Below are 14,100 nucleotides of genomic sequence, written 5' to 3' on the forward strand. Positions count from 1 at the left end.
TTTCATTTTGTCTAATTTCAGAATAACTTTTTTGGTCTTTTTAATTGACCAAAAGTTATTTCCGAAATAGGCTTGATTTATGCTATATAGTTAGTGATTTCTTGATTCATTTTTTCTTGAGGTGTTTTGTACCCTAAAACCTTTCTAGGTCTATTGTTTAGAGTTAATTCAGCATGTTTTAGTTGTTTGTTTGTTATGGTGTTAAAATCAGTTCCTTTAGGGAAAAAACGCCTAATTAAACCGTTCGTGTTTTCGTTAGTTCCACGTTCCCAGGAAGAATAAGGATTAGCAAAATATATATCCATTCCAGTGTTATTTGATAGCCATTTGTGATTTGCCATTTCCATTCCGTTGTCGTAAGTCATTGATTTTACAGTGTATTTGGGTAGTGTTTTCAAGTGTTTTGCAAATTGTTGTGTCACGGTTTCGGATTTTCTATTTTCTAATTTAATAATGAAAACATATCTTGTTTTTCTTTCTACAATTGTTCCGATGGCACTTTTTTGTCCTACACCAATCATTAGATCTCCTTCCCAATGTCCAACTTCGTTTCGTAACTCAACACTGTTGGGTCTTTGGCTAATATTTACTTGGTCTTTGATTCGTATTTTGTTTTTTCCACCTTTTCTATTGTATCTTCTTTTGGAATGATGATAGGGTAGAAGTTGTATGAGTTTTTTGCCTAATCTTGACTGTCTATGTTTATAAATATGCTGATAAATTGCTTCATGAGAGATTGTCATAATACTATTGTTAGGATAATCAATTTTAATTCTTCCAGCAATTTGTTCTGGCGAAAAACCACATAATAAGCCTCTGTAAACAAATAGTTTAAGTTTTTTATGAGTATTTATTTTATCAAGATTTCTTTTGTTTAAATACTCTTCTTTTGCAAAGAAATCTGCTAAAGTTGCATTGTATTTATCGGTTGGTTTGTGCATCCAACTATTTATTTCTCGAGTAATAGTAGAACGATTTCTATTTAGATGCTTTGCAATATAACTTTTAGACTTATTTTCATAGAGTAAAGTCTCAATAATAATGCGTTCATTTAGTGTAAGTCGTTTGTGCTTTTTTTCCATAATTCAACAAAGATAAAAATTATCATTTGTTGCATTAAGTTATTGAATTCTCCGATTTTAAGCTGTTTCCTTCGTAACCTAAGTTTACGATAACACCAACTACATCAGTAAAGTAGTAGTTACCACCAGCGTTAATACCATAGTTTAATCCAGAATATTTAGTTTTACTGTCTCCAGCATAAGCTACAATTTTGTCTTTACCAGTTGTAAAACCAACAGATGGACCAGCGAATACGTTGAATTTTTCATCGTTTAAGATGTAGTATCTACCAGATACATTTACTTTGAAAGTAGAAATAGATGGGTTAGTGTAACCGAAATCGTAATCTTCAGTGTTTTTTGGAGTTAATAAAGCTGTACCAACTTCTAAACCAATACCAGCAGAAAAACTTTCAGCTAAACCATATTGAAAATTAGCACCAAATTGAGCACCAGAAGCAGTAGATTTGTCTTTTGTTGAACCTGCTTCATCCCATTTTTGAGTAGATGTACCAGATAAAAATCCACCCATAACATTTACATGCATTGTTCCTTTTTGGTTAGATTGTGCGTTACCAAATGTAAACGCTAATACTGCTACAGCAGATAATAATACTTTTTTCATTTTGTTTGTTTTTTAAATTATGATCCAAAATTATAAATATTTTTTTTATTAATAATTTTATTAATAAAAAAAAGCGCTTTGTATTTAAACAAAGCGCTTTGAATTTTGAAATCTTAGGTTATTAGAATTGGAAACCAATTCTTACTCCACCAATTACCTTAGTAGAAAATCCACCTGATTTACCACCAGCGATATTTACGTTTGGAGATCCAGTTTCTGTAATTTCGATATCTTTTTGAGAGCTAGTTAAAAAGTTTAATCCAGCTTCAACACCTAAAAATACTTTTTTAGTAATGTAGTAATCTGCTCCAGTAAATAATCTGAAACCTAAATCAGTACTTGCATTTCCAACAAGATTTCCAGTATTAGGATCTAAATTAGCTCCATCAATATTAAGAGAATATCCGTTAGAAGTACCTTCAGTAGAAGCGCCTTTGAATCCAATTAACAAATCAGCACCAGCATAAGTAGATAATCTATCTGCTCCAGCAAAATGCTTTTCAATTCCGATGTTAATTAAGTTGTTAGAGTTTTTGTTGATTAAAGTAGCAACATCAGTTGGGTCAGAATTGTCAACAATTTCGTTTTTGTCAGAGTTAATTCCTAAACCTAATCTTAAAGCCATATTGTCTTTAAAGAAATATCTGAATTTAACAGCACTTGTAGGGTTTGAATTTAAAGAAAAATCAGTGTTGTTTAAACCACCTACTAAACCAACTTCAGTAGTAATTGTTCCTTTTACTGGTTTGTATGCAGAAGTAGTTTCTTCTTGAGCACTCATTAAACCAAATGTCATTACTGCAGCAGCAGTTAATAATACTTTTTTCATTTTTGTTTATTTTTAAAGTTATGGGACAAATATAAAATGTTTTTTTCAATTAGAGACTCATTTTTTTAGGGTTATTAACATTTTTTTTAACACTTTTTCTTATTGTGACTGGCTGTCAATAAGTTATGAAAACCCTGTAAACTGGGCATTTTTCTAAAACGATCCCTTTTTTTGATTTATAGTTATTAACATTAACAAAAAACCAACTTTTTTGTTTAAGGTATTTTTGTTAACAAATCGGGTCTGGTTTGTGATTTTTCTGAGTAAAAAGTGATGTTTTTTCTTATTTTAAAACGCGATAATGTAGGTGATTAAAGGTTTGATAGTCTTTTTTAATTTGTAATAAAAATTAGACATAAGTAAGTTGAAAAATCCAATACAAATGTCTTTAATAGAATTGTAGGCAATTTTGTTTCTATTTTGCTGAATTATAATTCCTACTCCTTCCAGCAGATTATAATCGAAGTAAGTATAGTTCTAATCGAAGTATGCTTAGTTCAAACGAGAATAGACATGGTTTAAATCAGAATAGTCCTTGTTCGAATCGAAGTAAGTATAGTTCAAACTAAACTAGACGCCAGTTCATTTAATTTTTAAAATTGAGCACAAAAAAAACTCCTTAATTTCTTAAGGAGTTAAATATTGGTGGGCAATGAGGGGTTCGAACCCCCGACCCCCTCGGTGTAAACGAGGTGCTCTGAACCAACTGAGCTAATTGCCCCAATAAATCGCGTTACTTCCGTATTGCGAGTGCAAATATAAGGCAGTTTTTCGTAATTGCAAATAAAATCGTAAAAAAATTAAATTATTTCTGCAACAACAAACGTGCTTCCGCCTATATAAATAAGGTCATTTGCGTCAGAATTGGCTAACGCTTTTTTATAAGCAATTGAAATAGAGTTGTATATATTTCCTTTTAAATTATATGTTGCGGCTTTTTCTTGTAAAATTTTCGCTGATAATCCACGTTCAATTTTTGGTTTACAGAAGTAATAAATCGCATTTTTTGGGAATAATGGCAAAATAGAATCTAAATCTTTATCATTTACAACACCCAAAACGATATGCAATTGCTTAAATTTTTCCTTTTCTAATTGATTCATGACAATTTCTAGTCCATGTGCGTTGTGAGCCGTATCACAAATTACCTTCGGGTTTTCTTGTAAAACTTGCCATCTTCCTTGTAAATTGGTGTTTTGGACTACATTCAAAATTCCGTTTTTGATGTTTTCTTCGGAAATAACAAAGTCAGACTTCAAATTTCTAAAGGTTTCAATCACCGTTTTTTTATTCTTTAATTGATAATCGCCCAAAAGTCCACATGGATAATCTGGATGAACTTTGTCTTGTGTTAAATGAATCTCAGATTGGTTTTGTTTCGCAACTTCTAAAAATACAGGTTTTGTTTCTGAAGTATATTCACCAATTACAACTGGAATGTTAGGCTTAATTATTCCCGCTTTTTCAAAAGCAATCTTTTCTAACGTATCACCTAAAAACTGCGTGTGATCTTTTCCGATATTCGTAATCACAGAAAGTAAAGGTGTGATAATATTCGTAGAATCTAATCTGCCGCCCATTCCCACTTCAATAATAGCAATGTCGACTTTCTTATCAGAAAAATATTCAAACGCCAATCCAACTGTCATTTCAAAAAAACTTAATTCTGTGTTTTCGAAAAACGATTTGTGATTGGTTACGAATTCATGAACGTAATTTTTAGAAATCATCTTCCCATTTATAGTAATTCGCTCACGAAAATCTTTTAAATGTGGCGAAGTATACAGGCCTACTTTATAGCTGGCTTCCATAAAAACAGACGCAATCATGCTACTTGTCGAACCTTTTCCATTTGTTCCAGCCACATGAATGGTTTTGAAGTTTCTTTCCGGATGATTCAAATGGTCTACTAATAATAAAGTATTCGTTAAATCCTTTTTATAGGCAGAAGCGCCAATGTTTTGGAACACCGGTAACTGGTTAAAAAGCCAATTTATAGTTTCTTTATAGGTCATTTTGTGCTTATTTTAAAGATTTTCGACATCCAACAAAATAAAATCAACTTTTTTTAGTTTTATACTTTATAGAAAAATGTATCTTTAGTGCAAATTTCAAAAAATTAATTAAGAATAGTATTACTTATGATCGGATTTTTTTTACAAACTACTGTTGTTGATACGGTAGCTCAAGCTGTAACTAATGCAAATGGCGCAAATACACCACCTCCTGTTGAAGGAATATCAGTTTTAGAATTTATTTTAAAAGGTGGTTTTTTTCTTATTCCAATTATTATATTGATGTTTTATACCATCTATTTAATAGTAGAACGTTACTTATATATTAGTAAAACTACCAAAAATGACGACTTTCTTTTAAAAGAAGTGCGTACACATTTAAATGGTGGGAATATGAATTTAGCTATCGGTGCTGCGGATAGAGTGAATAACGCTACAGCGAGAGTAGTAAAAGAAGGAATTTTAACTATCGGAAGACCAATTTCTGAAATTGAATCGAACATGGAACGTATGGCTCAAATCGAGTTAGGTGAAATGGAACGTAAAATGGGACAATTAGGTTTAATCGCAGGTATGGCACCAACTCTAGGTTTCGTAGGTACGATTTCTGGTGTAATTAAAATTTTCTATAGTATTTCTATTACCGAAAACATAAGTATTGGAAATATTTCTGGAGGTTTATACGAAAAAATGATTTCTTCTGGAGCTGGACTTATCGTAGGTTTAATCGCTTATGCCGGTTACCATTTATTAAATGGAAGAATTGACCATTTCATGCTAAATGTTCAAAAACAAGTGTTAGAATTTGTAAACATAATTCAGAGACCAAATGGCAATTAAAAGAAACAGACGATTTCATGCAGAAGTACATGCGTCCTCTATGAGTGACATCATGTTCTTTTTGCTGTTGTTTTTTCTTATCATCTCTACATTGGCGAATCCGAATGTAATTAAAATGACGTTGCCAAAATCGAAAACAAACGAAAAAACAAACAAACAATTTATAAGTATTTCTGTAACCGAAGAAAAAGCCTTTTTTATTGACAAACAACCAGTCAATTTTGAAGATTTAGAAAAAGAATTGTTAGCAAAAATTGGTACAGATAAAGAACAAACCGTAGTAGTTCGAATTCCGTTTAATTTACAAGTACAAGATTTAGTCGATGTGCTTCAAATAGGAGTGAAGAACAACCTGAAGTTTGTGATTGCGACTAATCCGAAATAAAAGTAACCCTGAACTTGTTTCAGGGTTTTTTGTTTTTACCCAATCTTCACAGAAGTCATACTCAAAGAACCAGCCAATAATTTATCATTAAACAACTGAATATTTTCCGATTCCTTTTTCAAACCTAAGGTATATAATAAAGGTAAATAATGATCTGGCGTTGGAATGGCTAAATCAAAAGCTTTTCCTTGTTTTTGATAATTGATTAAATTCGCAAAATCACCATTAATAATGTTCTTGTTAATTTTTTCTCTGGCTTCAATTGCCCAATCAAAACCATAATTGTCTTTATCGAAATTCGCCCAATCTACCATTCGTAAATTATGTACAATGTTTCCACTTCCAATAATTAAAATGCCTTTGTTTCGTAACGATTGTAATTTTTGAGCCATATCAAAATGGGCTTGACCAGTCAAACTATAATCAATACTCATTTGAATAACTGGAATATTCGCTTCAGGATACAAATGTTTAATCACACTCCAAGCACCGTGGTCTAATCCCCAATCGTAGTCAAGTATAGTTTCTGTTGGAAGAATTAATTCTTTGGTTAATTGTGCTAATTCTGGAGAACCTTTTGCAGGATATTGCACATCAAACAATTCTTTCGGGAAACCACCAAAATCATGAATTGTTTCTGGCATTTCCATCGCTGTAACTTTCGTGCCTTTTGTAAACCAATGTGCCGAAATACACAAAATCGCAGTTGGAGTTGGAATGGTTTTGGCAATATTTCTAAAACCAGTAACAAACTCATTTTCTTCAATGGCGTTCATCGGACTTCCATGACCTAAAAATAATACAGGCATTTTTGCAGTATTTGGCAAAAGGTCTTTGTAACTAAATAATTCGTTTATATTTTTCATAGCGTATACTATTGGTGTCAAACTTAAAAGTCCTAAAAAATGTTTTCTATTCATAATTCTAAAACAATATTTGTATATACAAATGTACGAAATTAAATTCAGCTGACATTTAAAATAGCTATAAAATCTAATTTGGTTGGTGGTACTATTTTAATTTCTGAAAATTTGTGTAATCTGTGTTTAAAAATTACTTTTGCACAACAACACAACACATATTATGTATAAATTACTTTTACGTCCTATTCTTTTTTGTTTCGATCCAGAAAAAGTGCATTATTTTACCTTTTCATTGGTGAAATTTATTTCTAAAATTCCATTTGTTACATCTATAATCAAAGCGATTTATGTAGTTGAAGATAAGCGATTAGAAAGAGAAGTTTTCGGATTGAAATTTAAAAACCCAGTAGGTTTAGCTGCAGGATTTGATAAAGACGCAAAATTGTTCAATGAATTGTCTGATTTCGGATTTGGATTTATTGAAATTGGAACGCTAACACCAAAACCACAAGACGGAAATCCGAAGAAAAGATTATTTCGTTTAAAATCGGATTCGGCAATTATTAACCGAATGGGATTTAATAATGGCGGAGTAGAAGCAGCAATTTTAAGATTAAAAGAAAATAAAGGCGTTTTAATTGGTGGAAATATTGGTAAAAATAAAGTCACGCCAAATGAAAATGCTACGGATGATTATGTAATTTGTTTTGAAGCCTTATACGATTATGTCGATTATTTTGTGGTCAATGTAAGTTCGCCAAACACTCCAAATTTACGTGAACTACAAGAAAAAGAGCCTTTGACAAAATTATTGCAGACTTTACAAGATTTGAACAATACGAAAGTTAAGGTGAAACCAATTCTTTTAAAAATCGCACCAGATTTAACCAACGAACAATTATTAGATATTATTGATATTGTAAACGAAACTAAAATCGCAGGTGTAATCGCAACCAACACCACTATTTCTCGTGACGGATTAACGTCAGAAAATAAAGTTGAGGTTGGTGGATTGTCTGGAAAACCATTAACCAAGCGTTCTACAGAAGTCATCAGATTCTTATCAGAAAAAAGCAATAAATCCTTTCCAATTATTGGAGTAGGTGGAATTCATACTGCTGATGATGCTATTGAAAAGTTAAATGCTGGCGCAAGCTTAGTACAATTATATACGGGTTTTATTTACGAAGGACCACAGTTGATTAAAGATATTAATAAGAAGATAATTAGTTCATAGTTTTGAGTGAGGAAGATATAAATTTTAGTATTAATGAAGGTAAATTGAAATTATCTTTAATTAATAAAATAGATCATTATTGGATTTCAATTTTATTTGGCTTTATGCCATTAATTGTTTTTGTTTTATTAATCAAAGATTCTGCTAGTTTTGATAATTCGAGATTGTTTTTAATTATGTTATTTTGTTTTCCAATTAGTTTGGTGACGTTTTTTCTTCAAAAAAATAAGTTAAAAATTAAAAGCGTTGAAACGAATTTGTCTAATCAAGAGATGGTTAAGAAAATAGAAAATTTAGCTATTGAATTAAACTGGGAATTAACATATAAAAAAAGAAATTATTTTTTATATGTTACAAATCCAAAATTTACTTCTGGTAGCTGGGGTGAACAAATAACAATATTTACAAATGAAAAGAATGTTTATGTAAATAGTATTTGTGATTTAAACAAGAGAACTTCAATTGTTTCAATGGGAAGAAATCATAAGAATGAACAAGCAATAATAAAATCATTTTCAATCAGCTAAATCTGCGTACCCAACATATGAAATTAGTCTTCGCATCCAACAACAAAAATAAAATTGCTGAAATTCAGCAGCAAGTCGGTTCGCAATTTCAAATTGTCTCATTAGAAGACATTGGTTGTTTTGTGGATATTCCGGAAACGGCTGAAACCATTGAAGGAAATGCCATTTTGAAAGCCAATTATGTAACGGAGAGTTTTGGTTTACCTTGTTTTGCTGATGATACAGGTTTAGAAATTGAAAGTTTAAACAACGAACCAGGTGTATATTCAGCGCGTTATGCAGGTGAACAGAAAAACCCAGAAGATAATATGAATTTGGTTTTACAGAAATTAGCTTCTCAAGCCAATAGAAATGCACGGTTTAAAACTATTATTGCATTAAACATGAACAACGAACAACACTTGTTTGAAGGCATTGTAAAAGGTAAAATTACTACAGAAAAGTCAGGAAACATGGGCTTTGGTTACGATCCGATTTTTCAACCAGTTGGTTTTTCAACAACTTTCGCAGAAATGTCTATGGAGCAAAAATCGATTATCAGTCACAGAGGAATTGCGGTTCAAAAATTGATAAATTTTCTTAAAAACAAATAAAACGCATTGTAATTTTAATGTTACTACACGAGTTATAACTACTTTATCATGTTAACAAATCGTAACTTTCTGAAAATCAATAACAAACAAATTAGTTTAATCCAAAATTAAATTCTACCTTTGCACCCAATTTAAAAATATATAATGAATAAATTTGAGCAATTAGGGTTGAACGAGTCGTTGTTAAAAGCAATTAGTGATTTAGGATTCGAAACCCCGTCGGAAGTACAGGAGAAGGCAATCCCACTATTATTGGAAGATGACACGGATATCGTCGCTCTTGCCCAAACAGGAACAGGAAAAACCGCAGCTTTTGGTTTTCCGCTAATCCAAAAAATTGACCCATTCAACAAGCAAACGCAAGTATTAATACTTTCTCCTACAAGAGAATTGTGTTTGCAAATTACAAACGAGATTAAATTATACTCAAAATACATCGACGGTTTATATACTGTTGCAGTATACGGTGGAGCGAGTATTCATGATCAAGCGCGTGATATTAAGCGAGGAGCACAAGTAATTGTGGCTACACCGGGTAGAATGCAAGATATGATTAACAGAGGCATGGTGAATATTAAAAACATCAGCATCTGTGTTCTTGATGAGGCAGACGAAATGTTAAACATGGGGTTCTATGAAGATATTACAAGTATCTTATCAGACACGCCAAAAGAAAAAAACACATGGTTATTCTCGGCTACAATGCCGCAAGAAGTAGCTAGAATCGCTAAAGAATTTATGAGAAACCCGCAAGAAATTACGGTTGGACATAAAAACTCTAGTTCAGCAAACATCTCTCACGAATATTATTTAGTTAATGCACGTGATAGATACGAAGGATTAAAAAGATTGGCAGATGCGAATCCAGATATCTTTTCGGTAATTTTTTGTAGAACAAAAAGAGATACACAAGCGGTTGCAGAAAAATTAATTGAAGACGGTTATAATGCTGCTGCATTACACGGAGATTTATCGCAAGCACAACGTGATGGCGTAATGAAATCTTTCCGCGGAAGACAAATTCAAATGCTTGTTGCGACTGACGTTGCAGCTCGTGGAATTGACGTAGACAACATTACTCACGTAATCAATTATCAATTACCAGACGAAATTGAAACGTATACGCACCGTTCAGGTCGTACAGGTCGTGCCGGAAAATCAGGTACTTCGTTTGTAATTATTACGAAAAGTGAAATCAGAAAAATTCACTCAATCGAGAGAATTATCAAAACTAAATTCGAAGAAAAACCAATTCCTTCTGGAATGGAAATCTGCGAAATTCAGTTGTTACACTTAGCAAACAAAATTAAAGATACAGAAACAGATCATTCAATTGATACGTATTTACCTGCTATTATGGAATTGTTACAAGACATTCCTAAAGAAGAATTAATTAAGAAAGTAATTTCTGTAGAATTTAATCGTTTCTTAAACTATTACAAAAAATCTAAAGATTTAGCTTCTCAAGACAGTGGTTCATCAAGTAGAGAATCGGCTCCATCTGATGGAACTGTAAGATACTTTATCAATATTGGTACAAGAGATGATTACGATTGGATGTCTTTAAAAGATTATTTACGTGATACTTTACAAGTAGGTCAAGATGATGTATTTAAAGTAGACTGTAAAGAAGGTTTCTCTTTCTTTAATACCGATGCTGGTTTGTCAGAAAAAGTAATGGAAGTTTTAAATGCCGCAGATATGAACGGTAGAAAAATTAACGTTGAAATTTCTAAAAATGATGGTGGTGGACGTAGAGACCATAACGGAAGAAGTGGTGGAAGATCTGGTGGAAGCGGATTCTCAGGAAGACGTGAAGGCGGAAGCTCAGGTGGATACAAAGGAAATTCTGGCGGTGGATACAGAGGAAACTCAGGTGGCGGAAACCGTGAAGGTGGTGGTTACAGAGGAAATTCAGGTGGTGGAAATCGCGAAGGTGGTTTCAACCGTGAAGGTGGAAACAGAGAAGGCGGAAACCGTGAAGGTGGAAGTGGTTTCAGACCAAGAACATCATCAACTGGTGGAAGCGATAGAAGATCATCTGATTCTCGCGATAGCGGAAGAAGAGGTGAAGGTCGTTCATCTGAAGGTCGTTCAACAGAAAGAAGAAGTTCTGGATTTGAAGGAGCAAAAAGATCACCAAGAAGATCAAATGACTAATTTATTAGTTTAAATATATCAATCCCGATTCGTTTATTCGTTTCGGGATTTTTTTATTCCCAAATTTATCAAACATAGAAGTCATTTAAGATTTTTCTTTGATGGTTTGTTTATATGTTCTTTTCTAAATCCTTATTGCATTTAGAATTTTACTAAGATTATATGACTTATATGTTTAAAAGTCTTATAATCTTATGTTAACAATATTCAACATTGAAAATTAAATCTTATTTTTGTTGAAATATATTTTCACAATGAAAAAAATAATCTACATATTTTTACTTTTCATTTCTGTTTTTGGGTTTTCTCAAACAGATTCATTACAATTAAAAGTTAAAGGAAAGATTTCGGATATTAAAACAAATGCTTCTATTTCACGAGTTACAGTTGTAAATAAAAATAATTCTTCTGTAGTTTTAGCTTCTGAAAATGGAGAGTTTGAAATTACAGCAAATATGAATGATAAACTATTGTTTTCTCATTTAGGGTATAATTATGCTGAGGTGGAAATTAATCAAAAATGGCTTTCTGGAAACAAAACGATTTTGTTAAGTGAAAAAGTAAACGAAATTGAAACCGTTGTGGTAACAAGTTATAATTTAACAGGTTATTTAGAAATTGATACGAAGTTAATTCCAGTTAATGAAAATTACCGATACAACATTGCAGGTTTAAATTTAGGGTACGAACCAGGAATGAAAGCTAAAAATGCAACTGAAAATTTAATGAAAGCCTTATCCAATCCGGTAGATTTAGTGTATTCTTTATTTAATTCGAAAGAAAAAGATTTGAAGAAGCTAATGGATTTGAAAAACGATGCCAATTTCGCAGCGATTTTAAGTAAAAAAACAGACAGAGAATCGTTAGTAATGTTATTACAATTAGACAAAAATGAAATTGATAAGATTTTAGAAAAATGTAACTACTCAAGAAGTTTTATCAACACAGCAAGCGACTTACAAGTATTAGATGCTTTAGCAACTTCTTATAACGATTATAAAGTGTTGAAGAGAAAATAATCTGTAGTTTTTTTAAATACTAAATTGGTTCTATTTACATTATTTTTTAATTAAAATCAACTATAACATTTCTGTTTTGCAGATGAAATAAACTAGTTTGCATATTTCTTTTGCTACAAATAAAACAAATCAAGACTTTTGAAATAATTAAAAAATTAATCTATTTATTATGAAAAAGTCAATTGTTTATTTGATTCATACAACTTTCTGGCTAGCTTATTTTTTATTACTATTGGTTATTATTGCTGCCGCAACTCAAGGGTTTTCTTCAGGGCCAAATTTTAAGAATATTCTTAAAGTAGGTGTTCCATTTGTGGTAATTCCATCTTTTAGTGTATTTTATCTGTTCTATTTTTATCTTTTTCCTAAGTATGTCAAAACAAGAAAAATTGGGCTTTCCTTTGTTTATGGCATTCTGTTTTCTATTGGTTCCGCTTTTGTTGGAGGATTTTCGTTGACCTTATTATTCGGAAAAACTTTTATGTTTGAAGGAGGTTGGAGCTCTTTTTTTGCTGAAATTATAACCATGTCACTTATTGGATTATTTGCGGGAACTATGAGTGTGATTATCAAAGGATTTATTACTTGGTATGATGAAATACAATTAAAAGAAACGCTTAATCTTAAAAACCATCAAATTGAATTGGCTTTAGTAAAGTCTCAATTAGATCCTCACTTTTTATTCAATACCATTAATAATATCGATATCTTACTACTTAAAGATGCGCAACTGGCATCAGAATACCTGAATAAATTATCAGACATTTTGAGGTTTATGCTGTTTGAAACTAAAACGGAAAAAATTGCTTTAACTAAGGAAATTGAATATATTGAAAAATTTATCGCTTTGCAGAAAATAAGAACTTCGAATGATAATTTTGTAAATTTCACTGTAAAAGGAGAAACTGCAAACCATTCTATTTCGCCAATGCTTTTTATTCCGTTTATAGAAAACGCTTTCAAGCATGTAAGTAATAAAAAAACGGAAAATGCCATAACGGTTTCTTTAGTTATTGAGAAAGAAAAAATAGTATTTGAATGCGAAAACAAGTATAGCGAAAACAAAACATTTCAATCAGAATTTAATGGTTTAGGAAACGAATTGATTAAAAAGAGAATTGAATTAATGTATCCAAAAAAACATAACTTAGCCATAACAAAACATAACGACATTTATAAAGTAAATTTAACCTTAGCGAATGATTAAATATTCTTGTATCATCATTGAAGACGAACCTTTAGCTTTGGAAAAAACTAAGGGTTTTGTAGAGAAAACACCTTTTTTAAATTTGCTAGCCACTTTTGATGATGCGTTGGAAGGATTGGCGTTTTTAAAATCTAATAAAGTAGATTTACTTTTTTTAGATATCAATTTAGATGAGTTGTCGGGTATTGAATTGCTGGAAAATTCCAAATTAAATTGTCAGGTCATAATCACAACAGCGTATTCCGAATATGCTTTAAAAGGGTATGAACTTAATGTTACAGATTATTTATTAAAACCATTTACATTTGAAAGGTTTTTGCAAGCAGTGGATAAAATTCAAGATAGTAAGTCGATTAATCACAAGGAATTAAATTCTAAATTTATTTTTATTAAAACAGAAAGTCGATTGGAAAAAGTCAATATTGATGAAATTCTGTTTATTGAAGGAATGCGAGATTATAGAAGAATTCATACCATAAATAAAAGAATAATGACACTTCAAAATTTTTCCGAATTAGAACAGCTTCTTCCTGCAAATTTAATTTGTCGTGTACATAAATCGTATATGGTTTCAATCAGTAAAATTGATGAAATAGAACGAAGCAGAATAAAAATTTCAAAAGAAATTATCCCCATTTCAGAAACGTACCGCGATCATTTTTTCTCGCAAATTAAAAGCTAAACTATAAATCTATACTATTTTAAAATTTGTCTTTTTGCAAAATTTCTTATTTTGCAG

At 31.3% G+C, this 14,100-nt stretch carries 14 protein-coding genes and 1 tRNA gene; 9 read left to right on the forward strand and 6 right to left on the reverse strand.

Annotated features, from left to right (window positions below; genetic code table 11):
- Positions 1-77: 77 nt before the first annotated feature.
- The 5 genes from UEQ13_RS00885 to UEQ13_RS00905 all read right to left on the reverse strand — a co-directional run bounded on the left by UEQ13_RS00885 (position 78) and on the right by UEQ13_RS00905 (position 4,530).
- Entirely contained in the window at positions 78-1,082 is a 1,005-nt protein-coding gene (locus UEQ13_RS00885) for an IS30 family transposase (protein WP_329804339.1), read from the reverse strand.
- Between the two features lie 34 nt (positions 1,083-1,116).
- Positions 1,117-1,686 (reverse strand): outer membrane beta-barrel protein, encoded by a 570-nt coding sequence (locus UEQ13_RS00890; protein ID WP_329804469.1) that lies wholly within the window; start codon positions 1,684-1,686, stop codon positions 1,117-1,119.
- Between the two features lie 121 nt (positions 1,687-1,807).
- Complete coding sequence (locus UEQ13_RS00895; RefSeq protein ID WP_329804470.1) at positions 1,808-2,515, reverse strand: porin family protein; 708 nt, start codon at positions 2,513-2,515, stop codon at positions 1,808-1,810.
- Positions 2,516-3,158: 643 nt separating this feature from the next.
- Positions 3,159-3,236 (reverse strand) — tRNA-Val (locus UEQ13_RS00900).
- Positions 3,237-3,315: 79 nt separating this feature from the next.
- On the reverse strand, positions 3,316-4,530 hold the full coding sequence (locus tag UEQ13_RS00905; protein ID WP_329804471.1) for a bifunctional folylpolyglutamate synthase/dihydrofolate synthase: 1,215 nt from the start codon (positions 4,528-4,530) through the stop codon (positions 3,316-3,318).
- 126 nt (positions 4,531-4,656) lie between these two features.
- Between UEQ13_RS00905 and UEQ13_RS00910 the strand changes: the two genes are divergently transcribed.
- Both UEQ13_RS00910 and UEQ13_RS00915 read left to right on the forward strand, forming a co-directional pair.
- On the forward strand, positions 4,657-5,370 hold the full coding sequence (locus tag UEQ13_RS00910; RefSeq protein ID WP_329804472.1) for a MotA/TolQ/ExbB proton channel family protein: 714 nt from the start codon (positions 4,657-4,659) through the stop codon (positions 5,368-5,370).
- Positions 5,360-5,755, forward strand: a complete 396-nt coding sequence (locus UEQ13_RS00915; RefSeq protein ID WP_329804473.1) for an ExbD/TolR family protein — start codon at positions 5,360-5,362, stop codon at positions 5,753-5,755. The genes UEQ13_RS00910 and UEQ13_RS00915 overlap by 11 nt, the downstream gene beginning before the upstream one ends.
- A 35-nt stretch (positions 5,756-5,790) precedes the next feature.
- Here UEQ13_RS00915 and ygiD read toward each other — a convergent pair whose 3' ends face one another.
- On the reverse strand, positions 5,791-6,621 hold the full coding sequence (ygiD, locus tag UEQ13_RS00920) for a 4,5-DOPA-extradiol-dioxygenase (protein ID WP_329804474.1): 831 nt from the start codon (positions 6,619-6,621) through the stop codon (positions 5,791-5,793).
- Positions 6,622-6,838: 217 nt separating this feature from the next.
- Between ygiD and UEQ13_RS00925 the strand changes: the two genes are divergently transcribed.
- From UEQ13_RS00925 to UEQ13_RS00955, 7 genes are all read left to right on the forward strand, one after another.
- On the forward strand, positions 6,839-7,855 hold the full coding sequence (locus tag UEQ13_RS00925) for a quinone-dependent dihydroorotate dehydrogenase (protein ID WP_329804475.1): 1,017 nt from the start codon (positions 6,839-6,841) through the stop codon (positions 7,853-7,855).
- A gap of 44 nt (positions 7,856-7,899) precedes the next feature.
- On the forward strand, positions 7,900-8,382 hold the full coding sequence (locus UEQ13_RS00930; protein WP_329804476.1) for a hypothetical protein: 483 nt from the start codon (positions 7,900-7,902) through the stop codon (positions 8,380-8,382).
- Between the two features lie 17 nt (positions 8,383-8,399).
- Positions 8,400-8,975 (forward strand): non-canonical purine NTP diphosphatase, encoded by a 576-nt coding sequence (locus UEQ13_RS00935; protein WP_329804477.1) that lies wholly within the window; start codon positions 8,400-8,402, stop codon positions 8,973-8,975.
- Between the two features lie 144 nt (positions 8,976-9,119).
- Positions 9,120-11,135: a DEAD/DEAH box helicase gene (locus UEQ13_RS00940; protein WP_329804478.1), complete on the forward strand. Its 2,016-nt coding sequence runs from the start codon at positions 9,120-9,122 to the stop codon at positions 11,133-11,135.
- Positions 11,136-11,389: 254 nt separating this feature from the next.
- Complete coding sequence (locus tag UEQ13_RS00945; RefSeq protein WP_329804479.1) at positions 11,390-12,154, forward strand: carboxypeptidase-like regulatory domain-containing protein; 765 nt, start codon at positions 11,390-11,392, stop codon at positions 12,152-12,154.
- A 169-nt stretch (positions 12,155-12,323) separates the two neighbouring features.
- Positions 12,324-13,361, forward strand: a complete 1,038-nt coding sequence (locus UEQ13_RS00950; RefSeq protein WP_329804480.1) for a sensor histidine kinase — start codon at positions 12,324-12,326, stop codon at positions 13,359-13,361.
- The gene (locus UEQ13_RS00955; protein ID WP_329804481.1) at positions 13,354-14,043 is read left to right on the forward strand and encodes a LytR/AlgR family response regulator transcription factor; all 690 of its coding nucleotides are present in this window, start codon (positions 13,354-13,356) and stop codon (positions 14,041-14,043) included. Before UEQ13_RS00950 ends, UEQ13_RS00955 begins: the two co-directional genes overlap by 8 nt.
- The last annotated feature ends 57 nt before the right edge of the window (positions 14,044-14,100 follow it).

Source organism: Flavobacterium facile, assembly GCF_036321945.1.
GTDB lineage: Bacteria > Bacteroidota > Bacteroidia > Flavobacteriales > Flavobacteriaceae > Flavobacterium > Flavobacterium facile.